The 24,573-nt window shown below is 64.1% G+C and carries 18 protein-coding genes; 12 read left to right on the top strand and 6 right to left on the bottom strand.

The window, feature by feature from the left end; genetic code table 11:
- Positions 1-143 precede the first annotated feature (143 nt).
- Genes trbB through DES43_RS14220 form a run of 11 tightly spaced genes read left to right on the top strand, consistent with a single transcriptional unit; the run spans position 144 to position 9,774 of the window.
- On the top strand, positions 144-1,142 hold the full coding sequence (trbB, locus tag DES43_RS14170; protein ID WP_133675695.1) for a P-type conjugative transfer ATPase TrbB: 999 nt from the start codon (positions 144-146) through the stop codon (positions 1,140-1,142).
- Positions 1,139-1,468 (top strand): TrbC/VirB2 family type IV secretion system protein, encoded by a 330-nt coding sequence (locus DES43_RS14175; RefSeq protein ID WP_035746450.1) that lies wholly within the window; start codon positions 1,139-1,141, stop codon positions 1,466-1,468. Before trbB ends, DES43_RS14175 begins: the two co-directional genes overlap by 4 nt.
- Complete coding sequence (locus DES43_RS14180) at positions 1,468-1,749, top strand: VirB3 family type IV secretion system protein (protein WP_035746452.1); 282 nt, start codon at positions 1,468-1,470, stop codon at positions 1,747-1,749. The genes DES43_RS14175 and DES43_RS14180 overlap by 1 nt, the downstream gene beginning before the upstream one ends.
- A 10-nt stretch (positions 1,750-1,759) precedes the next feature.
- On the top strand, positions 1,760-4,267 hold the full coding sequence (gene trbE, locus DES43_RS14185; protein ID WP_133675697.1) for a conjugal transfer protein TrbE: 2,508 nt from the start codon (positions 1,760-1,762) through the stop codon (positions 4,265-4,267).
- Positions 4,264-5,046, top strand: a complete 783-nt coding sequence (trbJ, locus tag DES43_RS14190) for a P-type conjugative transfer protein TrbJ (protein WP_035746456.1) — start codon at positions 4,264-4,266, stop codon at positions 5,044-5,046. The genes trbE and trbJ overlap by 4 nt, the downstream gene beginning before the upstream one ends.
- Positions 5,047-5,063: 17 nt before the next feature.
- Positions 5,064-5,351: a putative entry exclusion protein TrbK-alt gene (gene trbK-alt / locus DES43_RS14195; protein ID WP_035746458.1), complete on the top strand. Its 288-nt coding sequence runs from the start codon at positions 5,064-5,066 to the stop codon at positions 5,349-5,351.
- Between the two features lie 2 nt (positions 5,352-5,353).
- Complete coding sequence (gene trbL, locus DES43_RS14200) at positions 5,354-6,712, top strand: P-type conjugative transfer protein TrbL (RefSeq protein WP_133675699.1); 1,359 nt, start codon at positions 5,354-5,356, stop codon at positions 6,710-6,712.
- A complete protein-coding gene (trbF, locus tag DES43_RS14205; protein WP_133675701.1) occupies positions 6,709-7,398 on the top strand; it encodes a conjugal transfer protein TrbF in 690 nt (229 codons plus the stop codon). The genes trbL and trbF overlap by 4 nt, the downstream gene beginning before the upstream one ends.
- A complete protein-coding gene (trbG, locus tag DES43_RS14210) occupies positions 7,395-8,420 on the top strand; it encodes a P-type conjugative transfer protein TrbG (RefSeq protein WP_133675703.1) in 1,026 nt (341 codons plus the stop codon). Before trbF ends, trbG begins: the two co-directional genes overlap by 4 nt.
- Positions 8,417-9,550: a TraB/TrbI/VirB10 family type IV secretion system protein gene (locus tag DES43_RS14215; protein WP_133675705.1), complete on the top strand. Its 1,134-nt coding sequence runs from the start codon at positions 8,417-8,419 to the stop codon at positions 9,548-9,550. The genes trbG and DES43_RS14215 overlap by 4 nt, the downstream gene beginning before the upstream one ends.
- Positions 9,551-9,552: 2 nt before the next feature.
- On the top strand, positions 9,553-9,774 hold the full coding sequence (locus DES43_RS14220; RefSeq protein WP_133675708.1) for a DUF2274 domain-containing protein: 222 nt from the start codon (positions 9,553-9,555) through the stop codon (positions 9,772-9,774).
- Here the strand turns inward: DES43_RS14220 and DES43_RS14225 are convergent.
- A complete protein-coding gene (locus DES43_RS14225; RefSeq protein ID WP_133675710.1) occupies positions 9,769-10,401 on the bottom strand; it encodes a TetR/AcrR family transcriptional regulator in 633 nt (210 codons plus the stop codon). The genes DES43_RS14220 and DES43_RS14225 overlap by 6 nt on opposite strands.
- Positions 10,402-10,651: 250 nt before the next feature.
- Between DES43_RS14225 and DES43_RS14230 the strand changes: the two genes are divergently transcribed.
- Positions 10,652-11,638, top strand: coding sequence for a LysR family transcriptional regulator (locus tag DES43_RS14230; RefSeq protein ID WP_051930700.1), 987 nt, complete (start codon positions 10,652-10,654; stop codon positions 11,636-11,638).
- Positions 11,639-11,805: 167 nt separating this feature from the next.
- On the opposite strand, the gene DES43_RS14235 is transcribed toward DES43_RS14230, so the two are convergent.
- From DES43_RS14235 to DES43_RS14255, 5 genes are all read right to left on the bottom strand, one after another.
- The gene (locus DES43_RS14235; RefSeq protein ID WP_035746467.1) at positions 11,806-13,926 is read right to left on the bottom strand and encodes a UPF0149 family protein; all 2,121 of its coding nucleotides are present in this window, start codon (positions 13,924-13,926) and stop codon (positions 11,806-11,808) included.
- 89 nt (positions 13,927-14,015) lie between these two features.
- The gene (locus DES43_RS14240) at positions 14,016-17,315 is read right to left on the bottom strand and encodes a DUF499 domain-containing protein (RefSeq protein ID WP_035746468.1); all 3,300 of its coding nucleotides are present in this window, start codon (positions 17,313-17,315) and stop codon (positions 14,016-14,018) included.
- A 13-nt stretch (positions 17,316-17,328) separates the two neighbouring features.
- Positions 17,329-20,127, bottom strand: coding sequence for a DUF1156 domain-containing protein (locus tag DES43_RS14245; protein ID WP_133675712.1), 2,799 nt, complete (start codon positions 20,125-20,127; stop codon positions 17,329-17,331).
- Positions 20,124-23,636: a helicase-related protein gene (locus tag DES43_RS14250; protein ID WP_035746470.1), complete on the bottom strand. Its 3,513-nt coding sequence runs from the start codon at positions 23,634-23,636 to the stop codon at positions 20,124-20,126. Before DES43_RS14250 ends, DES43_RS14245 begins: the two co-directional genes overlap by 4 nt.
- Positions 23,637-23,661: 25 nt before the next feature.
- On the bottom strand, positions 23,662-24,525 hold the full coding sequence (locus DES43_RS14255) for a WYL domain-containing transcriptional regulator (protein WP_035746472.1): 864 nt from the start codon (positions 24,523-24,525) through the stop codon (positions 23,662-23,664).
- Positions 24,526-24,573: the final 48 nt, after the last annotated feature.

The raw sequence follows: 24,573 nt of genomic DNA on the forward strand, positions 1-24,573 counted from the left end.
CCTGAGTAGCATCACCGCCATTCTCCTGTATTTGCACGCCACACTACTACGACGGTCGAAACTTGTTGAAACGGCCGCTTTGGGGTCTCTTTTAGTCATCCCCATCCGGGGAACTCTCGCCTCCCCGGTGGAACGGGGACGAGATGGCAGGCATCAACCACAATCAGGCAACGGTGGACCGCGGCGCGCGCATGCTCCGAACGGCGCTCGGGCCTGCCATCTCAGCCCTGCTGCAAGACCCGTCGGTCGTCGAGGTCATGCTGAACCCCGATGGCCGGATCTGGGTGGACCGGCTGTCCGAGGGACTGGCCGATACGAGCGAGATACTGTCGGCTGCCGATGGTGAGCGCATCGTGCGGCTGGTCGCCCACCATGTCGGTGTGGAAGTGCATGCCCGCAGCCCCCGCGTCTCGGCCGAACTGCCGGAGACCGGCGAGCGCTTCGAGGGCCTGCTGCCGCCGGTCGTCGCCGCACCCGCCTTCGCCATCCGCAAGCCCGCCGTCACGGTCTTCACACTCGACGACTACGTGGCGGCCGGCATCATGTCCGCCGGTCAAGCGGAAACGCTCCGCGCCGCCGTCCAGTCGCGTGCGAACATCCTCGTCGCCGGTGGCACGTCCACCGGCAAGACCACGCTGACCAATGCGCTGCTGGCCGAGGTGGCCAAGACGCAGGATCGCGTCGTCATCATCGAGGACACCCGCGAGCTGCAATGCGCGGCACCCAACCTTGTCGCCATGCGGACCAAGGATGGCGTTGCCACTCTGTCCGATCTGGTCCGTTCCTCGCTGCGGCTGCGTCCCGACCGTATTCCGATCGGTGAGGTGCGTGGCGCCGAGGCGCTCGATCTCCTCAAAGCCTGGGGCACCGGGCACCCCGGAGGGATCGGCACCATCCATGCCGGTTCCGGCATCGGCGCGCTTCGCCGCCTCGAACAATTGATCCAGGAAGCCGTCGTCACCGTCCCGCGCGCCATGATCGCCGAAACCATCGACCTCGTGGCCGTCCTTGCCGGTCGCGGTTCCGCACGGCGGCTTGTCGAACTCGCCCGCGTCGATGGTCTCGGTCCCGACGGCGACTACCGGATTTTCCCCGCCTTTTCAGAACCCGGCACCACTCGCAACACTGGAGAACCTGCATGATCCGTCGCGCCTTCCGCATCCGTCACCATATCGCAACCGCCGCCGCCTTCGCCTGGGTGAGCCTGATGACATCCCCGGCCTTTGCCTCCGGCTCTTCGATGCCCTGGGAAGCGCCGTTGCAATCCATCCTCGAATCCGTCGAAGGGCCGGTGGCGAAAATCGTGGCGGTGATTATCATCATCGTCACAGGCCTGACGTTGGCTTTCGGCGACACCGGCGGCGGCTTCAGGCGACTGATCCAGATCGTCTTCGGCATCTCCATCGCCTTCGCCGCCAGCTCCTTCTTCCTCTCGTTCTTCAGCTTCGGCGGCGGAGCGCTGGTCTGATGGCCGTGAGTTTCGAGGCGCTCGACGCGGTGCCGGGCTTCGCTGTCCCGGTCCACCGCGCCCTGACCGAGCCGATCCTGCTCGGTGGGGCGCCGCGATCCGTCGCGATCCTGAACGGCACGCTGGCCGGGGCAGTCGGCCTCGGCCTCCAGCTCTGGCTCGCCGGCATCCTGATCTGGGCGGTCGGTCACATCGCCGCCGTCTGGGCCGCCAAGCGCGATCCGCTCTTCGTCGAGGTCGCGCGCCGCCATCTGCGCATCCCCGGCCATCTCTCGGTGTGAGGTTTGATCCATGATGAATCTCGCAGAATACCGCCGCACCGCTTCCCGCCTGGCCGATTATCTGCCCTGGGTGGCGCTGGTCGGGGAGGGAGTTGTCCTCAACAAGGATGGCTCGTTTCAGCGGACGGCGAAGTTTCGTGGCCCCGATCTGGATTCCGCCGTCGCGGCCGAACTGGTTGCGGTCGCGGGACGGCTGAACAACGCCTTCCGCCGTCTCGGCTCTGGCTGGGCCATTTTCGTGGAAGCACAGCGTTCGGAGGCCGCAACCTATCCTGCGGACCGCTTCCCCGATCCCGCCTCGGCATTGGTCGATGCCGAGCGCAAGGCCGATTTCGAGGAAGAGGGCAGCCATTTCGTCTCCGGTTACTTCCTGACCTTCCTCTGGCTCCCGCCCGCCGAAGATGCCGCACGATCGGAGTCCTGGCTTTACGAGGGCCGCGAGACCTCGGGCGTGAACCCGTGGGAGCTGGTGCGCGGCTTCATCGACCGCACCGACCGCGTGCTGGCGCTGCTCGACGGCTTCATGCCGGAATGTAGCTGGCTCGATGACGCCGGCACGCTGACCTACCTCCATTCCACCATCTCGACCAATCGGCATCGCGTCCGCGTGCCGGAAGTGCCGATGTATCTCGACGCTCTGCTGGCCGATCAGCCGCTGACCGGCGGGCTGGAGCCGCGCCTGGGCTTGTCGCATCTCCGGGTGCTGACGATCACCGGCTTTCCCGGCACGACCACCCCCGGCCTCCTCGACGAGATGAACCGGCTGGCCTTTCCCTACCGATGGTCCACCCGCGCCATCCTCATGGACAAGACCGACGCGACCCGGCTGCTGACCAAAATCCGCCGGCAATGGTTCGCCAAGCGCAAGAGCATCGCGGCGATCATCAAGGAGGTGATGACCAACGAGCAATCCGCGCTCGTGGACACCGATGCCGCGAACAAGGCCGCCGACGCGGATATGGCGTTGCAGGAACTCGGCGCCGACATGGCCGGCATGGCCTATGTCACGGCGACCGTCACCGTCTGGGACGAGGACGCCCGCCGCGCCGACGAAAAGCTGCGGCTGGTCGAGAAAATCATCCAGTCCCGCGATTTCAGCGTCATGGTCGAGACGGTCAATGCCGTCGACGCCTGGCTCGGCAGCCTGCCCGGACATGCCTATGCCAATGTCCGCCAGCCGCCGGTCTCGACGCTCAACCTTGCCCACATGGTCCCTTCGTCCGCTGTGTGGGCGGGGCCGGAACGGGACGATCACTTCGGCGCACCCCCGCTGCTTTACGGCAGAACCGAAGGATCGACCCCGTTCCGGCTGTCCCTTCATGTCGGCGACGTAGGCCATACCCTTGTCGTCGGACCGACCGGCGCCGGCAAGTCGGTGCTGCTGGCGCTGATGGCCTTGCAGTTCCGTCGGTACGCGCGCTCACAGGTCTTCGCCTTCGATTTCGGCGGCTCCATCCGCGCCTCCGCACTCGCGATGCAGGGTGACTGGCATGATCTCGGCGGTGAACTGACCGACGCTTCCGAGACGTCGGTTTCGTTGCAACCGCTGGCCCGCATCCACGAGACATCCGAACGTGCCTGGGCCGCCGACTGGATCGTGGCGATCCTGATGCGCGAGAACATCCAGATCACGCCCGAGGTGAAGGAACATCTCTGGACCGCGCTGACCTCACTTGCCTCGGCTCCGGTCGGGGAACGCACCATCACCGGCCTCGCCGTGCTGCTTCAGTCCAATGACCTGAAACAGGCGCTGCGCTCCTATTGCGTCGGCGGTCCCTATGGTCGGCTGCTCGATGCGGAGGCCGAGCATCTCGGCTCGTCGGATGTGCAGGCATATGAGATCGAAGGCTTGGTCGGCACCGGCGCGGCGCCCGCCGTCCTCTCTTACCTGTTCCACCGTATCGGCGACCGGCTCGATGGCCGGCCGACGATGCTGATTATCGACGAGGGCTGGCTGGCGCTCGATGACGAAGGGTTCGCGGACCAGCTCAGAGAATGGCTCAAGACCCTGCGCAAAAAGAACGCCAGCGTCATCTTCGCCACGCAGTCGCTGTCGGACATCGACAATTCGGCCATTGCACCCGCGATCATCGAAAGCTGCCCGACACGGCTTCTGCTGCCAAATGAGCGCGCCATCGAGCCGCAGATCACCGCGATCTATCGCCGCTTCGGCCTCAACGATCGCCAGATCGAGATCCTCGCACGGGCCACGCCCAAGCGGGACTACTACTGCCAGTCGCGGCGCGGCAACCGCCTGTTCGACCTCGGATTGTCAGAAGTCGGGCTGGCGCTTTGCGCGGCATCGGCCAAGTCCGATCAGGCCCTGATCAGCGACATCCTCGCCGAGTATGGCAGCAACGGGTTTCTCGCCGCCTGGCTACGTGTACGCGGCGTCGATTGGGCGGCCGATCTCATCCCGGACCTCACCAATCTCGCGACCGAAAGCGAACACCTGCCGCCAGTCGTCGATGAAAACGAATTCGGCATCATCCTGGAAGAAGAGGAGATTACCCCATGAAGCGCGCAATTCCCCGGTTCATCCGCATGGCAAGCGCCTCGACGCTCTTGCTTGCGCTCTCCGTGCCGCTGGCTCTGGCGCCGGTGTTCACGACACCGGCCCATGCCTTCTTCGGCGGGTTCGGCCGGATCGTCTATGACCCGACCAACCATGCCGAGAACCTGCTGACCGCCGCGCGCACGCTGGAACAGATCAACAATCAGATCACCTCGCTCCAGAACGAGGCACAGATGCTGATCAACCAGGCCCGCAATCTCGCGAGCCTGCCGTATTCGTCGCTCCAGCAGCTTCAGCAGAACGTCCAGCGCACTCAGCAGCTTCTCGGTCAGGCCCAGAACATCGCCTTCGATGTGCAGAACATCGACCAGATGTTCCAGCAGGACTACGGCAATCTGTCCCTGACCGCGACCGACCAGCAGCTCATTGCCGATGCCCGGTCCCGCTGGGAGAATACCGTCGGGGGCCTCCAGGATGCCATGCGGGTGCAGGCCGGCGTTGTCGGCAACATCGACAGCAACCGGGCCGAGATGTCCGCGCTCGTCGGCGAAAGCCAGGGCGCGACCGGCGCGCTTCAGGCCACTCAGGCCGGCAACCAGCTTCTCGCCCTCCAGTCGCAGCAGCTTTCCGACCTGATCGCGGTCATCTCGGCCAATGGCCGGGCCGAGGCCCTCATGGAGGCCGAACGCGCGACCGCCGCCGAGCAGGGCCGCATCCAGCGCGAGCGGTTCCTCACCCCGGGTTCGGGCTACCAGCCCGGCAACGCGCAGATGTTCAACTGAGCCGGGGAGGGCAGATCATGGAAGGGAAGGTGCTGGTCCGGATTGCCGCCATCGTGTTCGTCGCCGTCGCGATCACCGCGGCGATCATCGAGATGACCCGCGAGGAAGCCCCCGCGCCAGCACCTTCCGCTCCTGCTCTTTCGCGTCAGGTCGATCCCCTGCGCGAAGGGCAGCGCCGCTGTCAGGAGATGGGAGAGGCGGCAGCCAATGATGCCGCCTGCCTGGGCATCTGGGCCGAGACCCGCGACCAGTTTCTCGGCCGGACACCCGCGCCGTCGACGCCTGGCCCGGATGAGGGGCGATAATCATGGGCGGGACGGGGGTCATCGACAATTTTCTCGGCATCTTCACCGGCTACATCGACTCGGGCTTTGGCCTGCTCGGCGGTGAGGTTGCCTTTATTGCCACGACGCTCATCGTCATCGACGTGACGCTCGCCGCCCTGTTCTGGGCCTGGGGCGCCGACGACGACATCATCGCGCGCCTGGTGAAGAAGACGATCTTCGTCGGCGTCTTCGCCTATATCATCGCCAACTGGAACAATCTCGCCCGCATCGTCTTCGAGAGCTTCGCCGGCCTCGGCCTCATGGCCTCGGGCACGGGGTTTTCTGCCGCCGATCTCCTGCGCCCTGGCCGCGTCGCCCAGATCGGCCTCGATGCCGGGCGCCCGCTGCTCGAATCCATTTCCGATCTCATGGGCTGGATCGCGGTCTTTGAAAACCTCGTGCAGATCCTCTGCCTGTTCTTCGCCTGGGCACTGGTGATCCTCGCCTTCTTCATCCTGGCGATCCAGCTCTTCGTCACCCTGATCGAGTTCAAGCTGACGACGCTTGCAGGCTTCGTGCTGATCCCCTTCGGTCTCTTCGGCAAGACCGCCTTCATGGCTGAAAGGGTCCTGGGCAATGTCGTCTCGAGCGGCATCAAGGTGCTGGTTCTCGCCGTCATCATCGGGATCGGCTCGACGCTCTTCGGCCAGTTTACCGCCGGGTTCGGTGGTGCGACGCCGACCATCGACGACGCGATGGCGATTGTGCTGGCGGCTTTGTCGTTGCTGGGTCTCGGTATATTCGGCCCCGGCATCGCCACCGGCCTCGTCTCTGGCGGCCCGCAACTCAGCGCTGGTGCCGCTGTTGGGACCGGCCTGGCTGTCGGCGGCGCCGCAATCGCTGCCAGTGGCGCGACCATGCTCGCCGCGCGGGGCGGCGGTGCCGCACTCTCGGGCGGTGCTGCGCTTGCGCGCGGTGGCGCCTCGGCCGCAGGTGCAGCCTCGTCAGCCTATACCCTCGGCTCTATGGGCGACTCCGGTGCGGCCGGGGTCGCCTCCGGGCTTGGCGGTGTGGCGCGGGCCGCAGGCTCGGCTGCCATCTCGCCTTTGAAACGAGCAGCCTCCCGCGCCGCCGACAGTGTGAGATCCAGCTACTCCGATGGCGCAAAAGCCGGGTTCGCGGCGTCCGGCGGCAGCTCCTCCATGGGCACGGTCGGGGGCGGCCCTTCGCCCGAGCCGTCATCACCCTCAGCCGCCGATGGTCCGCCGGCCTGGGCGCAGCAGATGCGCCGCAGTCGGGCCATGAGCCATGGCGTCACCGCTGCCGCCCATGCCGTCCGGTCCGGTGACAGCCACGGTGGCGGCTCCTCCGTCAGCCTTTCCGAAAGCGACCGCACATGAACATCTTCAAACGACCGACGACCCACTACGGCAAGGTGCCGGAACCCGAGACGCCCTATCAGCGCGCCGCGCAGGTCTGGGACGAACGTATCGGCTCTGCCCGCGTCCAGGCACGAAACTGGCGCTACATGGCCTTCGGCTCCCTGATCCTCGCGGCAGGTTTCGCCGGGGCTCTCGTCTGGCAATCGGCGCGCGGAACCGTCGTGCCCTGGGTGGTTCAGGTGGACAATCTCGGCCATGCGCAGGCCCTCGCGCCGGCAGCGGCCGATTATCGACCGACCGATCCGCAGATCGCGTTCCACCTCGGCCGTTTCATCGAACAGGTGCGCGCGCTCCCGGCCGACGCCATCGTCGTCCGTCAGAACTGGCTCAGAGCCTACGAGTTCACCACCGACCGGGGCGCGGCGGCGCTGAACGACTACGCCCGCTCCAACGATCCGTTCACGCGCGTCGGTCGACAGCAGGTCGCCGTCGAGGTGTCGAGCATCATCCGGGCGTCCCCGGACAGTTTCCGCGTAGCCTGGACCGAACGCCACTACGAGAACGGCCAGCTCTCCACCACCGAGCGATGGACCGCGATCCTGACCATCGTGATCCAGTCCCCGCGGGACGCCGAGCGGCTGCGCGCCAATCCCCTGGGAATCTACGTCAACGCGATCAACTGGTCGCGGGAGATGAGCCAATGATCCGCACGTCTCTGAGTAACCCCGCCTTTCCGGTTTTCCGTAAACCCTGTGCGGCTTTGCTGCTTTCCGCCACCATGCTGGCCGGCTGCGCGACCAATCGGACGCCGCAGTTCAGCTACGATGCCGATGTGCCGCCCTTGCCGACCGTGCAGGCGGCTGCGACCGACACAACGCCCCGGCCGCTGCATGTCCCGCCCGCCTGGACTGTGGCGCGGGGCGGCGAGGCTGCCGGCACGGCCACGGCCCGCGTCGAGAACGCCAATGCCGCGGCCCGCGTCGAGCCGCGCCGGGAAGGCTACTACAATGCCATCCAGATCTATCCGTGGAGCGAAGGCGCGCTTTATCAAGTCTATGCCGCCGTCGGGCAGATCACGACCATTGCGCTGGAGCCGGGCGAGAGCCTGACCGGCGCGGGACCGATTGCCGCCGGTGATACTGCCCGCTGGATCATCGGTGACACCGAGAGCGGCAGCGGCCCGACCCGCCGGGTGCATGTGCTGGTGAAGCCGACTCGGCCGGACATCGCGACCAACCTCGTCATAACCACCGACCGCCGGATCTACATGATCGAGCTGCGCGCACGAGAAGCACTCTACATGCCCGCCGTCGCCTGGGCCTATCCCGCACCACCGCCGGGCAGCCGCGCGACCGCGCCGTCGGCCCCCGTCATCCCGGCCGAGGCCGCGCGCAACTATCGTTACGGCTTGCAGTTGCAGGGCAGCAGTCCGCCATGGCGGCCGGTTTCCGTCTTCGACGACGGCAGGCGTGTCTATGTCGTTTTCCCGCGCGGCATCATTCAGGGCGAGATGCCGCCCCTGTTCGTCCTTGGGTCGGACGGTGAACCGCAGATCGTCAACAGCCGCATTCATCAGAACATCCTGATTGTGGACAGGCTGTTTGGTGCGGCCGAATTGCGCCTTGGCTCTGGCGACCGCCAGCAGGTCGTCAGAATCGTCCGCGTCGAGCAGACGGAGGCCGCAGCCCAACCAGCCGGAGCGACCACGGGAGGATCACCCTCATGAGCGGCACCGACACCACGGCTCCCATGCGGTTGCGCGCCGAGCCGCCCCGCGTCACCCGCCTGTCGCGCAAGATGCTGGCGGGCGTGGGAGCCGTCGCGCTTCTCGGCATCGGGGGCGCACTGATTTACGCCCTCCAGACCCGCGATGCAGGACCGGCAAGCGAAGAACTCTATTCGACCGAGAACCGGCCCACGGCAGATGGGCTTGCCGGCTTGCCGCGCGACTATACCGGCCCGGTCTTGGGACCGGCGTTGCCGGGAGACCTCGGCCGTCCGATCCTCGAGGCGCAGAACCGCGGACAGCCGGTCGTGCCGTCAACCATCGCGACATCGACCGTCGATCCCGAAGAACAACGCCGTCTCGCCGAGGAAGAAGCCGCACGCTTGAGCGGTGTGTTCTTCCAGGCCGGCCCGCGCACGGCAACCCCGTCGGGAACGTCCATGTCCGGCCTTGCTGGCCTCGGCCTCGGCCTCGGCGGGCAGCCGGACGGACAGAACCGCCATACGGATTTCCTCAACGGCCCAGTGGATCGGCAGACCGTTGCGCCGGATCGCGTCGCGCCGCCGGCATCGCCCTATATCCTTCAGGCCGGGGCCGTGATCCCGGCCGCGCTCATCACCGGCATCCGTTCGGACCTGCCCGGCCAGATCACCGCGCAAGTGACGGAGAACGTCTATGACAGCCCGACCGGCAGCCTGCTCCTGATCCCGCAGGGAACGCGCATCATCGGCCAATACGATGACGGCGTGACCTTCGGCCAGCGCCGCGTGTTGCTGGTGTGGAACCGCCTGATCCTGCCGGGCGGCCGTTCCATCGTTCTGGAGCGCCTGCCGGGCGCGGACGCCAGCGGCTACGCCGGGCTTGAGGATGGCGTCGATTACCACTGGTGGGATCTGATGAAAGCCGCAGGGCTGTCCACGCTGCTAGCCGTCGGCACGGAGCTGGCGACGAGCGACGAGGACCGGCTGATCCGTGCCATCCGCGACGGGGCGCAGGATACCGTCAATCAGGCAGGCCAGCAGATTGTCCAGCGCCAGTTGCAGGTCGCGCCCACGCTGACCATCAGGCCCGGTTTCCCGGTCAGGATCATCGTCACCCGCGACCTTGTGTTCGAGCCGACAGGAGGTTGACCATGACCAAGCTGAAACTCGGCCCGCTGACGGACGACAAGCCCGTGAAGATCACGGTGGAACTGCCCGCGCCGCTTCACCGCGATCTGATCGCCTATGCCGAGGTACTGGCCCGCGAGAGCGGCCAGTCCGTCGCCGATCCCGTCAGGCTTATCGTGCCGATGTTGGAGCGGTTCATCGCCACGGATCGTGGCTTTGCAAAGGCGCGAAAGATCCGCTCATGACGTGATCGGGTGTTTGGCCGGGCCGGTTGCCGCGATCATCTCCATGAGCGCGTCTATCACGCTCTGCGTCGAGTCCCACTTCGCCGCGTGGTCCAGCAGGCGGTTCTGAATGTTCAGACTGACCGCTCCGTGGATCGTTGACCAGAACATGAAGCCGTAGCGTTGCAGGTCAGCACCCGGCAAGTAACCATGCTCCTGAGATGAGCGCAGGCCTGTCAGCAGCAGACTCAGGACCTGACGACCCGCTTCGCTTGACCACGGATCATCGCTCACCCCAAGCTTCGGGGGCGGTGAGAACATCAGCCGGTACAGAGTGGGGTTCTCCAGGGCGAAGCGCGCATAGGCATAGCTGCCATCGCGCAAATAGCCGAACGGATCGCCTCGCATCTGTTCGAAAACCGCGAACTTCTCATTGTAGAGCCGTCCAAAGCCTTCATCACGTGCCGCGCGCAGCAAAGCATTCTTGTTACGGAAATGGCCGTAAAGGGCCGGCGCCGTGCATCCCACGGCTTGTGCCACCGCCGTCAGTGGAACACCGAAGTCGCCCTGCTGTGCCAGCAGGCGGATCGTTTCCTCGACCGCGCGGCGAGGAATATCAAGTTCCTGCTCCTTCCTGGGCCGAGCCATCGGGATCCCTGCTGCAACTGTGCGTGAAAACTGAATGTGATTTATTTTTTTCGTTGACGGACCCGTTGTCAAGCAGCACCATTCCAAGAACTGAATGACATTCAGTTTGAGGCGGAGAGGAGGGGAGATGGTCGCGTACGAATCTGGGCATCATGGTGCGCGCCTCTCTTGTGGCACGCGCCGTCGCCTTCGCCGGCAGGCCGCGACCGAACGCCGGCCAGAAGCCGACTGCGGTTCGGGATGATGCGTCATGCCTGCGCGCCGGAACAGGGACGCCCCATCTGGTAGCTCCGTCCTCGCGCGTATTGTCGAGGGCAGCGCCGGTAAGAACACAATCCGGTTGCGCCAGCTGCGGCATTTCCTTGCAGCGGCGGACCAAGGGAGTTTCCGCAAGGCAGCAATCGCGCTCGCCATCAATGAATCGTCGGTCAGCCGCCAGATCCGCGACCTTGAGGATGAATTGGGTGCTTCTCTTTTCATACGACATTCGGGCGGGGTGCGGCTGACAGTCGCCGGGCAGGAGTTTCTGCGCAGCGCCCGGCATGCCCTTCGGCAGATCGACATCGGCGTGACAAAAGTCGCTGCGGTTGGCCGGGCTGACCAGGGACTGCTCAAGGTCGGAATTTTCTCGTCGCTGGCGTCGGGGTTTCTGTTTGACCTCCTGCGGAAGTTCGGGAGGCACCATCCGACGGTTCAGATCGACCTCATGGACGGAAATCCTGCCGAGCATGTCGCGGCTGTCCGGAAGCTGGACCTGGACATCGCCTTCATTACCGGAACCGCTCGCTGGGATGGCTGCGAAACGGAGCATCTCTGGTGCGAACGGGTCTTTGTCGTGCTGCCGACCGACCACCCGCTGGCTGCCAAAGCCCAACTCGGATGGCCTGATCTGACAGGTGAACGCTTCATCGTGAGCGATGTCGCACCGGGCCAGGAGATCCACGACTATCTGGTCGCTCACCTTGCCGGTCTCGGTCATCACCCTGACATTCACTCCCAGCATGTGGGCCGCGACAACATCCTGTCGCTGGTCGCGGTCGGTCGTGGCCTCACCTTGACGAGCGAAGCCACCACCGTCGGGCAATTTCCGGGGATCGCATTCCGGCAACTGGCGGACGAAGTGTTGCCGTTCAGCGTGGTCTGGTCTGATCAAAACGATAACCCGGCCTGCCGACGCTTGTTGAGCATGGCTCGCGCGATGGGGAAAGCTTCTGTGCTGTCACAACCACCTCTCTGAGGATGGCAACCCTCGAAGCAAGAATGTCGTGGGGCTTTCCTCTGGCTCGCGTGCTCTCGAACAGCAACCACCTTCAGATCCGACGGATAGTCTCACCTCCGCCGGATGCGCGCCGCGATAGCCCAGGCGCTCGCCCCTTCGGACGACATTTGCAGTGGAAACAACTATCAGGAACCCCTGTTTCGATCATGACGTGCAGCGATCCACTGGCCGAGACTCTTCAATTCGGCCGCGCTGAAGCCCGTGGCCATCGCATCGGCAGCGCGCTGCATCATCGCCCGATCGTCCGGGGCCGTGGACTTCGCAGGCCAGGACGATCGAAAGTGCTCGCAGGCATGGCTGAACCCGGCCGCCCAGTTCCGCATGGCCATCTGGCTGCGCCCGGACATTGCGGCCGTGAATTCCGCAGGCTTGTTCGCTTGGTCTACGCAGGCGTTCGCGCGCATCAGGATCAGATCGGCGAAGCGCTGGATACTGTCCGGCGTCAGGTTTCCAATGGCGCTGCCGAGGATTTCGGGCAACCACCTGTTGGGCGCGATCACCTTCGGCGCGATGGTGACCGACATCAGGAACCCGTCGATCCAATCCGCCGTGATCGCCGAGCCCTTCACGAGGCGTGCCAGTTCGCCCTTCCGCTCCGGCTTTGGCGTACATGCCTCCGCCTCTTCCGCCCATTCCTCGAGCGTGGCGTCCGGATTCACGTCCGGGTCGTCGAATACCCATGCCTCGACTGTCTGGTCGTGGACATCGGCCATGACCGGGATCCTCTTCAGATCGCGTCCTTCGAGGAGCGCCACAGCCGTGGCCGTGAAGCTGTTGGCGTCCGGGTGGTCGGCCGCCGTCAGCACATCGGCCGCCCGCGCGACAAGTCGCGCCCAGAAGTCGCGTCGGGTCTCGAGCCATCGCCACAGCGCCGAGTCCAGCGCGCGCGGGCTGTGGCGGCCCTCGAGCACCTCATGCGCATGATCGCTTTCCTCGAACCAGCTCTGGACGATCTCATGACGATCCCACCAGCCTTCGCTGGCATTGATCAGCTTGCCTCGCGCCTGCGCCGAGAGGTCGCGTATACGTTCCGACGCGGGCAAGGCAGAGATCATGGCTTCGGTCGTGACGGCTTCAGGTCGCAGCTTGTCGAGGCCGCAGAGTTCCGCCACCTCGATGAGTCCCGGGGCCGGGGGCAGCCCTGCTGCCAGGCCATCGGCCAGCGCCATGGCGAGGCTGCCTTCGAGCCAGGAGAGGGGCACCTTGACCGCGCCGGTTTCCTGGCTGATGCGGCTGATCAGCGCCTTCTGTTCGCTCGCCGACGTGCAGGGCACGGCATAGGCGTCCTTGACCCCGTGGCCCTGCTTGAAGAGCAGCATCGCGGTCTTGCGGCTTCCGCCCGATTGCAGCGCGATCATGAGGCTTTGCGCGCCGCCGCCATCGGGCAGTGTGGCCATGACCGAATTGATGGTCCACGGCTTGGCTGATGCGCCGGTCACCAGGCCCGACCGCATGGCGAGTTTCAATGCCTTGTCCACCGAGGCGCGGGCCTCGTCCTGAGGCATCCAGCTGCGCAGGATCACCATCTTGCCTGCAACCTCTTCCGACAGCGTGCCGGCGGTGGCGCGTTCGCTCAGCGCCCATGCAGCCGCAGCGCGGATCTGCGCTGACGGATCGAGCAGCCAGAAACATGCCAGCTTCACGTGGATCGGCTCCGATCGTCCAACCGACCATGCAATGACGTGCTGACGCATTGCCGACGGCATTGCCGGGAACGTCTCGGTCAGCGCTGCATGCAGCGCGAGCGCATCGCCCTCGGTCTGCTCGATCAGACTGCGGAACAGATCTTCCAGCGCCGCCTCCGCCGCGATAAAATCCTGCGGAGCAGGATCGGGCGCTGCGCGCATCATATCGGCGGAAGAAACCTCCAGAGATGCGGGTGCGGGCAGTCCGTTCCTCGTCCATGCGCTTGCAAGAAGCAGGCGGTGGAAGGGGCTCAGGCGCCCCTGGCCAGAAGCCAGTTCGACCGCGTCCGCCACCGCCTCAAGAAAGGCATCGCCGCGCTTCTTTCGGTTCTCCTTGGCGATACGCGCGGCACTCAGTGCCGATGCCAGCAATTCGGTGAGTGGCTCCAGCTCCGGGGCACTCTCCTCCGTGGCGCAGAGCTTCGCGACCAGACGCCCACCCAATGCAGGCCGATGCAGCATCGTAAAGCTTGCGCGGTCGAGAATCTCGCCGCGCGCGTTATCATCGTCCCGCAGCCGCGACAGTTCCGCCAATGCTGTCTCGATCGGTCCTTCCGACACGTATCCCTACTTTCTGAATCACGCCACCGCTGCCGTGGCCAATTTGTACCATCATTCTTACCTGCGGGACGACGAGCAACCCATCTCGACTATTCGACCGACTTTTCGATGAACCCGAGTGTGTTGGCGTTTTCGACCAGCGTTCTGACCTTTGCCCGATCGAGGCCAGAAGGGACCTCGGCTTCGATTTCGAGCCTCAACTTCACATCGCTACCGGGAATGATGGTGAGTTGTTCGACGATGGCCTCAACGATCTGGTGCATGTCCCGCGCCGGCCTCTCGGCAGATACCATCACCGTTCCGGCAAATCGGGTCGGCCTCTTTTCCGTGGTGGTGGATTCTGATGTACCGCCGGTGTTCTGGCTACCGCTAGTTTCCCCTGAGGTCTCGGTCGCCTCGTCGGGATTACCGGTCGGCTCAGGCGGCACTGGCGACGGTCTATGTGTTTCCGCAACATCCGGTTTCACAATAATGCTGTCGCTATCGATGACCACAACGGCGTTGCCAGCGTGTGAGATCGCGAGACCCAGATAGGTGCCTGTCTTCTCGTCCCACCGCTCGGCATAGGCAAAGGGGCCGGGCAGAATGCCGCTCACGGCAGCCTGCACGGCCTTGATCAGCACCTCCTGGCTTTTGATGCGCGGAAGATAGATGTAGCGATTGAGAAACTCTCGCAGTTCCTTCAGGGACAGATGGGGCTTGCCGTTCCAGATGTATTTCTGGAGATCACGGTCGAGGCGAGACGGCCCCAGTTCCACGAGCAAGCCTTCTTCGGCGACCAGCTTCTTGCTGGCGCGCGCCAGCAGCCCGTCCTGCGCCGGAATTTTGCCCGACACCCATTCCCAGTCAGCCTGGGCGCTCTCCTGGGTCGGATAGTGCAGATAGCACCATGCCTCTTTCAGGCGCGTCTTCATCGTCTCGTTGGCCTCCGACAGTTGTGTCTTGGCCAGCGCACTGTCGCTCTGGGTGAGGTTGAGCCGCTCGGTGTCACGGACGATCTCGCCCCAGGCAAGGGAGGCGCGCACGGCATCCTTCAGATTATCGAGTTGCCGACTTTCCGCAGCGATGAATACCAGCATGTTGCGATAGACGCGCGGCGTGCTGCCGCGCTGCATCAAGATGTCTTTCGCCTCGACCAGCGCGTCCGAACCGTCGCGCCCGTTATGCGGATGCTGGACCCCCAGCACAACGGCACGCACGCCGCCCGCCTCATCGGGGACTTCGGCTGACGAGGCCGGCGCGACCTGAACCGCGTCGAAATGCCCGCGATCGGCGAGGCCATTTACATATTTCCCGAGTTCCGCGTCGATTGTCACATCGACCAGTGCCGCTTCAATCTGTGCCGCCTTATCCGCTGCGATACGGTTGAGGCTCGCCGACATCGAGTACCAGTAGCGGCCAAGATCGGCGTGCATGAACTTCGCCTGGTTGGTCAACCGCCGCAGTGCATCGCCGAAGATCGCCGGACGCTCGCCCGGCTGCACGACCCCGAGATTGATCTGCTTGTCGTCGAGGCCGGTATTCTGCTGCTGGTGCGTCGGAGCTGTGCCCATGAAGATCGTGCGCGCAACGCGCCGAGTCGCCGAATAGCGGTTCAGGTTCGGTGCCGACTGGTCGATCTTGTATGGCGTGGATGCCGTGCCATCGACATCGCCGGCGATGATCGACTGCCAGGTCACGTCGAGATAATGCAGCAACTCCGGCTCAACGCGCGGCGAACTGACCGACACGCTGCCGGGCATGATCATCACCGAGGGGTCACCGCTCATCCAAAGCTCGTGAATGGCCTGCGCCATCAGGCGCAACACGCCGCGTGTGCGCTGGAATTTTTCCAGCGATCCCCAACTCGTATAAAGCTGATCGAACAGTTCGGGATGGATCGGATAGGCTTTTTCCAGCTTGCGCCGGTAATCTTCGTCGGCACAACCCTGCGGGAAGTCGTTGGCGTTTTCCCGGTACAGCTTGGCGAACTGCTTCAGCGTGTTGTCGCGGTGATGGAACTTGTCGCCGGGGATTTCCTTGAACAGCCGCCGCCGGACGATCTCATAGCTTTCTTCCTGGCTTGCCGGTCGCCATGAGGACTCCACGCGGCTGAAGGTCTGCTTGAGGCGGGCAAGTGCTTCTTGCCCACCTTCGCCGCCGACCTCGATCTGCGACGCTGGCAAGGACGCCACCAGCAGAGTGCCGGGGCTGGCCTTGACCGCCTCGGTCAGCGACTGGACGAAAGACAGGTTCGCGTCGAACGAACCGGACGGCAGCCCCTCGACCTTGTAGATCTGCCGCAGATAGGCGACCCATTCGTCGATCAGGATCAGGCAGGGCGCGTATGTCTTGAAGAGCGCCTCAAGCAGGTTCGAGCCCGGCGCAATGCCGCTGGCGTCATTCTCCGCCACCATGTCGAAGCCTTCCGGCCCGCCAAGCTGCCATGCCAATTCGCCCCAGGTCGTGCGGATCTTCCGGCCACCCTCGGCGTTCAGCACGTCTTGCGGTCCCCGCGACGTGCCGACCAGCACCGCGCGGCGGATAGCCTTCGGAACGCTCAGCCCCTGCTTGTCGAGCAACTGGTCCAGCCCCGACAAGTCCTGAACCGGCGTCGGCCCCGCCATGTGGTAAAGCGCCAACATCGAGTGTGTCTTGCCGCCGCCGAAATTCGTTTGCAACTCGACCACCGGATCCCCGCCAGCACCCGCAAGGCGCTTGGCCGCGCCGATTAGCAGCGTGCTCAATCCTTCGGTCAGATAGGTCCGGCTGAAAAACTGCTTCGGATCGCGATACTCGGCCGGCGCGCTGCCCGTATGCACCTTGGCGAGGTCGGCCGCGAACTCGGCCTGCTGGAACTCCCCCGTCGCCACATCCTGGTGCGGCTCGACCACCTCGCGCCACGGCAGCAGGCCCGCCACCGTCTCGACCGAGATTTCCAGCCGCTGGCTTTTGCGCCGCTCCTCGTTGCGCGCCAGTTCGGTGAATTTCGTGCGCAGGATGGTGTCGCGCATCTTGCCGATCTCGGCGGCGACCTCTCCGGCGCTGATCGCTTCCATCAGGCGGCGCATGCTGTCCAGCGCGCGCTCGGCATCGTCATAGGTGAACGGCTCGTTGTGCGAGAGCTTGTTGCGCACATCCAGCAGCTCGGACACATAGGACCGCTCCGGGTGCCCGAGGACCGTGGCGAACGCCTCCTTCCAGAAGGCCATCATGGTCTTGAGCAAGCCCTGCTGGTCCCAGCCCACATTCCCGGTCGAGTTCGGGCGCAACCCCTGAACGCGCTGGACCACCTCAAGCTGCCAATGCCCCTTGATCGCGGTTTCCAGCCGCTTCTCGACAAAGGGGATCAGCGCCGTCGGGATCAGTTCCATCCCCTCGAATACATATTGCCGCGTGCTTTTGGCCATGTTCTGGCTCCCCTCAGAATCCCATACGGATCTGGCGATCCCCGCTTGTGTCGTGAATGCCCGCAGCCGCCTTCGTCAGTTCGGCCCAGTCGGCGATCAGGGCGTTGTAGGCCGTGGCCTCCTTCGCATCCTTCCGCTTGTTCGCGCTGATGTCGTAAAGGCAATAGGCTAGGTCTTTCACCGCCTCGGCCTGGCTGCCGATCTTTTTCAGCAACACGGCGGCATCGTGCGAGATGCCGTCCCGCTCATGCGCCTTGACGAGGTGCTGGAGGCATTCCCACACCGTCAGGTGGCCGTCGCTCTCCGGCTCCCAATCCTCGGCAAGTTCGTCGCGGGTCAGGATGCGGACCTTGCCTGCCGCGCTTTCGACGATTCCGGCGTGCTTGACGCTTTCGACCGAAATGCCGCGCGCGCGGGCGAGGTTGTCGGCCACGCCGTAATCCCCCTTGCCGTTGCCGTTCTGCTGGAACCAGGTGATGGCAAAGCGGGACTCAGAATCGAACTCGCCCTCGATGCCGCCGAGATATTCGTCCAGTTCCCGGTTGATCAGTTGCAGCGCGGTCTTGACGCTCATCGGGCTGTCGTCGGATTCCAGCACGGCCCGGTAGCGCGAGAACACGCCCATGCCGGGGCCGATGGCCGATTGCGGCATGTCGGCGGGGGCGATGTTGGCGGCCTGAAGCTCGGCGATGGCCGGGGGCAGTTCGCGCCTCAACGCGCGGATGAACTCGGCCCGGGTGATGACCTCGGCGGAGGCCTCCTTCTTGCGGCAGACAAGCACGACCGAGTTGGCGAGGGCGTTGGTGCCCGCGGCGATCATCCGGTTCGCCATTTCGGTGCGCATCGGCCATGTGCCGACGACGGCATAACCGGCCTCGACCACGGCTTGCAGAAAGGTTGCCCAGCCGGTGGAACTGATGCCTTCTTGGTCTATCTCGCTCTGCTTGAATGCGTAATAGATCGAGGCGGGGAAGGCATCAGACGACTGTTGCGCCATATTTGCGATAGCTTTTCCCATGCCGTCCATGAAAAATGCCTCGGCCGCATCTCTGCCGCCATGCCGATATGGCGTCGCGACGAGTTCCTCAGCCTTGGGGGTTGCTAGCACCCCGAAAATATCTGGATAAACTGGGCGAAGCGCGGGCTTTAGCCAACAGAAGAAAAAGTCCGAAAGATCGGCATAGCCGATATTATCATAGTAAGGTGGATCAGTCGAAATAACCGTCCCAACGGGGTAGTCAACCGTTTGAGCGTCGTGGTTTCGCTCTAGTCCATCTGCACGAGGGCTGAAGCGTTCAATGACTTTGACGATACTGCCAAGGCTTGTTCGGTAATCTCCAGCGGCATCGGCGAATGCATTGTTCTCGCCAAAGTCCCACAGCATCGGGATGGCCTGTCGGCCAAACAAGTTCCGAACTTGTGTCTTCGATGACTCCCAACGGCAAAGTGAGTTTTGAATATCAGACAGGCGGCTAACGCCAAAACCCAGATACACGCTCACCGCCTCGGCATAGGCTTTTGCGCCCTTGCCGCCGTCGCGGAGCGGGGTTTCGTCGGGGGGCATCCCGGCGGCGAGGGCGTCGGCCTGAACCTGCGCCCGCGCCTCATGCACCAGATCGCTGAACGTGTTCAACGCGACAAGCTGGCGGTTGGTGAACAGTTTTCCGAACGTATCAAGTCCGTAATCCACCGTCCAGAAATTGCGCGGATCGCTCGGCAGGGGCGTTTCCGGCGACCATTCCGGCTTGGCGGAAAGCGCCAGTTCGGCATGATCGGCCTTCGGTTCGACATAGGCGCGGCTGCGGTTGCCCTCGGCCACGATGGCAATCAGGGTCTGCCCCATTTGGCCGGCCTTGCCCTTGGCTTTCACATAGTCCGGCGTGATTGCCGTATCCGAGATGATGCAACGGAAGTTGGCTCCACGACCGGCCTTGGTGCCCTCTTTCGCCGCCGCAAGCTCGGCCTTCGTTCCGCCCTGCCGGATGCGATAGCTGATGGTCTTGGCGTGACGGTCCACGACGGGCTCGACCCAAGCCTCGCGTCCGGCCTTGGAACTCAGCAGAAAGCTCGATGCAATCGGCACCTGCACATCCGCGAATGCCGGGTCTGGGCTCGGCACCGTCCGCGCCCAGATCCAGGCGATCACCGTCGCCTTTCCTCCTCCATACTCCTTTGGCAGGTCCACCTGCGGGTAAAGATGCCCGATACGCTCCCACGCCTTCTCGCGCATCCATTCGCCGTAATATTTCACATCCTCGGCCAGCCCCTCGGCGTTGCGATAGAACGACCGTTCCTTGATGCCGGGGTGGATCGGGGGCATGTCCTTGAACTTCGGTGGGATCTCGATCATCGCCTTGCCGATCATCACCGCCACCGGGTTCAGGTCGGACCCATAGGCCGGCAGGCCCAGCCGCTGCGCCTCGAGCGGGATCGACCCGCCGCCCGAGAACGGGTCATAGACCGGCGGCAGCACCCCGCCGCACGAGCGTCGGATTTCCGCCCGCGCGCGTTCCAGCACCTCCTCGTTGGTCGAGTTCTCCCATTTCACCAGGTCCTCGATGATGGCAAACAGCCGCTGCCGCTCGCGCTCCTGATCCTCATGGGTGGGGAACTGGTCGGGGAGGCTGGAGGGATCGTCCACCAGCTGCGCAAACAGCACCGCCCGGCACGCCGCCAACGGCCGCCGCGCCCACCACAGATGCAGGGTGGAGGGGTGCCCATGCCGGATCGACTTCTCCCGAGCCGAGGCGGCGTTGATGGCCTCGAGCGGGATGGCGACTTCGATCAGTTTCTTCTTGTAGGGTTGGGTCATGCGGGCACCTCTGCCCGCTCAAGCAGGCGCTTTAGATTAAACTGGATCGCGGTGTGTTCGAACGCGGGCTCGTGCTCCGACAACGCCCCCCGGACATATCGCGGCTCACGGGCAAAGCCGCTGTCGATCTGGACGATGGCCAGGACGTATTTGCCCGGTTCGTGCAGCGAGGTGATGATCTCCTGCCGGGTCAACATCACCGTGTCGGCGCCGTCGATGCGGCCCTTGACCTCGATGAAGCGCAGATGCCCGGCGCGGGGATCGAGCGAAGCGATGTCGTAGCCGATCTTCTGCGCGGATACGTCGGTGGGCTCGTTGCCCAAGGCGCGCTCGGCCGCCATGACGGCCTCCATCGCGGCAAGTTCGATCGCACGGCGCGCGGCGGGGTCTTCCGCGAAATGGTTCGGCACACCCGGTGAGGTGGGGGTCTGGCGCGCGTCCAGAAGCCCGCGCGGGATGACGACCATGCCGCCCCGCACGCGCGGGGGCTGCGATGAAATGAAACGCTCACGTTCGAGTTGATCCATGCGGCGTTTCTGACGTTCCGCCAGTTCCTCGGCCCGGCGCTGCGCGTTCTGCCAGTTGACCCGCGTCTTCTTGCCGGCCCGCTCCTCTTCCTTCAATTCGAAGGCGCGCGAGTCCCAATAGTTGATTTCCTTCTTCAGCCGCGCGCGGACTTCCCGCTCGACCTTTTCGATCTCGGGCAGGCGTCGCGCCTTGACCTCGGCGACATGGCGCTGGGCAAGCTCCACCGTTGCGAACCGGACAGCCGCTTTTTCCAGTTCGGTGGTCAGCCAGTCTTCAGCCAGGAGGTCGCTGACACTGGCAACCTCCTCGGCCGTGGCTGGTCGAAGGTTGAGGTGCGGCGCAATCCCCGCGTTGATGGTCTGGCCGGTCTTGTCGATAGCGGCGAACTGAAGCCGCTGCGAAATCACATGCGGCTTGCCGGCGCTGGTCACGCGACCGTCCTGGACCGTGTGCTCCAGCAGGAAGATCGCTGACAATGCGTCGCCCGAATCCGTGTCGTCCACAAGGATCGCGCCTTGCCGCATGATCTGCTCATACTGTTCTCGGATCAGGCTGATCACAGCTTCGAGTAGTGGGTGGCCGGGGCAGACGAAGGCGGCAACGGGCTGCTGGTTGATCTTGTCCTTTTCGAAGCAGATGCGCTCATACTGCTTCTGGATCGGTGCCCCGGTGCCGATCTGACGATCACGCTCGCGGATGCGCGCGGGCACATGGGTGATCTCCCAGCGGCCCTCCTCGCGGCGCTTGAGACGACCGCCCAGATGCTGGAACGCTTCGACGAAGAAGCTCTGGATGTGGTGCGGCTGCAGGCGCAACGCTTCTGCGCGCTCCATTTCGAGTCGCAACTCCTCGACCTTCCCCTCCGGCATGGTGTCGTTGGACAGCGCCCGGCGGCGCAACAGTTCCAGCAGATGCCCCTGATCGACGGCGCCATCGACCTGCTGGAAGAGGCGCGCCTTGACGTCTTCCTGCTCGCCATACTGGATGGCTTCGAACAGTAGATCCTTGAGCGCCGTTCCCTCGAACAGCTCGCCAAGTACATCATAGACGCGCCCGCCGAGGGCTTCGCGCGCGGCTTCCAGCTTTTCAAGCAGCCGCGCATAAACCTCGCCCTCGCGCGTGTCGGCCGCGACGAGATTCCAGAGGTGGCAAACCTCGGTCTGGCCGATGCGGTGGATGCGGCCGAACCGCTGCTCGATCTTGTTCGGATTCCACGGCAGGTCGTAGTTCACCATCAGGTGGCCGCGCTGGAGGTTCACGCCCTCGCCGGCCGCGTCGTTGGCGATCAGGACCAGCATGTCCTTGTCCTGCATGAACCGCTCGACAACCTTGCGCCGTTCCTCGCGCGAGACGCCGCCGTGGATCACTTCCACGGCTTGCGTGTTACCGAGCCGAGCCCGCACCTTGTCGAGCAGGTAGTGCAAGGTGTCCTTGGGTTCGGTGAAGATGATCAGCTTGCGGCGATTGCCGGCGGCGTCGATCATGAGGTCGTCGTCAAGAATACGATTGAGCTGGCTCCACTTCGTGTCCACGCCCGAACGCAGCACGCCAAGTGCCATAGACTCCAGGCCCTTCAGCGTCTCAACCTCCAGTGCAAGTTGCTCGACCGTCTCGGCTGTTGTCGCGCCGGTCGAGATCAGATCCTCGAGCTCGTCTATTTCCTCCTGCCCGTATTCCTCCATGTTGCCCAGCATGTCGGTGTTGATAGTCGGCTCGTCGAAACCGGCCCGGCGGCCCTTGGCGGCAAGGCGCGCTTCGCCCAACTCGTTTTCCAGCCGTTCGCGCCGGCGCTTGAGCGACTGGTAGATGGCGGCCGGCGATGAGGCGAGACGCCGCTGCAGGATCTGCAAGGCAAAGCCGACATTGTTGCGCTTCTTCCCGTCTCCCTCGGCGAAGCGCTGCACACGGTTCATCTCGGTGCGAACATATTCGGTGACGGCGGTGTAGAGCGCGGCTTCTCCTTCCGAGAGCTGATACTTGACCGTGCGCGCCCGCCGCTCGGGGAAGAGCGGCCGGCCATCGAACTTGAGCAGTTCCTCCTTGGTCAGCCGCCGCATCATGTCTTCGGTGTCGGCATAGTGGACGCCGTCCCGGAACCTGCCCTCGAACCGATCGCCATCGAGCAGGGCCATGAAGAGCTGGAAATCCTCTTCCTTGCCGTTGTGCGGTGTCGCCGACATGAGCAGCAGATGCCGGCAGACCTGGCCGAGCTTCTGGCCGACCTGATAGCGCCGCGTATATTTGACCTCGCCCCCGAAATAGGTGGCTGACATGCGGTGGGCTTCGTCGCAGATGATCAGGTCCCATTCACGGGCGCTCATGAGCTTCTCCTGAAGCTCCTCGTTGCGCGCCAGCACGTCGAGGCGGACGATCAGCCGATCCCGGTCGCTGAACGGATTGCCTGACCGCGAGTTCTCGATCATGTCACGGGACAGGATGTCGAATTCGAGATTGAACTTCTGGCCGAGTTCGTCCTGCCACTGTTCGACCAAGCTGCCCGGCGCAACGACGAGACAGCGTTCGAGATCGCTGCGGGCGATAAGTTCCTTGATGAGCAGGCCTGCCATGATTGTCTTGCCGGCACCGGGATCGTCGGCGAGCAGGAAGCGAAGCGGCTGCCGCGGCAGCATCTCGCCATAGACCGCCGAAATCTGGTGTGGCAGCGGATCGACGAGGCTCGTGTGGATCGCCAGATACGGGTCGAAAAAATGCGCCAGCTTGATGCGGTTGGCTTCCGTCACCAGGCGCAGCAGGGCACCATCCGCGTCGAACGACCAGGGCCGTCCGTTCTGCTCGACATCAAGACGATGCTCATCGTCTCGATAAAGGACAGCTTCAGCCACCGTGCCGTTGTGGTCGCGATAGACGACGTTGATTGCCTGATCGCCGATCCAGTCCACTGACACGACCTGCACGGGTTGGATCGAGGCAATTCCCCGCACCGATGCGCCGTTCTTGATGTCTTCAAGCCTTGCTGTCATCGGTCAGCACTTCCTTTCGGCACGTTCAAAGTCGAAGCCCCGCCTTCTCCAGGGCGGCCTCCGTCTCCTTACGATTTACTGTCACAATATGCTGCGTATAGGCACTTTGCTTCGCAGCGTCGCCAAGCAAACCAAGCCGTTTCAGCACATAGAAAAGCATCGCGTAGCGGACGGAAAGTGCGCCGTTGCCGCGGTCCAGCCCATAGTCTTTGGCGACGACCTTCTTCTGGCTCTCGGTAAGGGCAGGGTGAGGCCCGATAACTACGTCGAAGTAGTTGTTCCAGAGCCAGTCCTGCTCACCGGCTTCGCCTGGCTCACCCTGCGAGCCGACTTCGAGGATGCGCGGCAACAAGAAGTCCTTGAACTTGTGCTCCAAGTGGCAATAGGCCCGCGCGTGCCAGCGGAAACCGTCATGACCGAAGGCATGCGGCGTGATCCGTCGCCAGATGGGGTCCGGCCGCACCTTGTTCATCGACTGGTAGAGGACATCGATGGACACGCCCTCGCGGATGGCATCGAGAATCTTGCGCAGGACCGTGATGTCGATGTCCCGTTTGGGGGTCAGCGCGACATCGGCGCTGGGAAGCGATGCAATCCACGACTCGCTCGCGGGGACAACGCCTTCGGCGACCGAGCGAAGCTGGGAGAGATAGGCGTAAGGGTCCGGATCGACGAAGCGTAGAACGAATTTCTCGGCGGCGACGTAGCGCTTGGCGCGGGTGTCATATTCGATGTTTCCGGGTGCGCGTTCCTGATAGAGTGTCAGGTCCTTCGACGCCTGAGGGACGGATACGCCAAAGAAATCCTTGATATCAGAACGGTTTATCGACCCCTCCCAGAACAGGCGGAACTCGATGAACTCCAGTCTTTGTTCGACGCCCCAGCGCAATTTTGATCCCTTTGTGGGTTGAGAAACTATACTGTCATTGACGTGCGA

The organism is Aquamicrobium defluvii (assembly GCF_004363725.1).
Classification (GTDB): Bacteria; Pseudomonadota; Alphaproteobacteria; order Rhizobiales; family Rhizobiaceae; genus Mesorhizobium; species Mesorhizobium defluvii.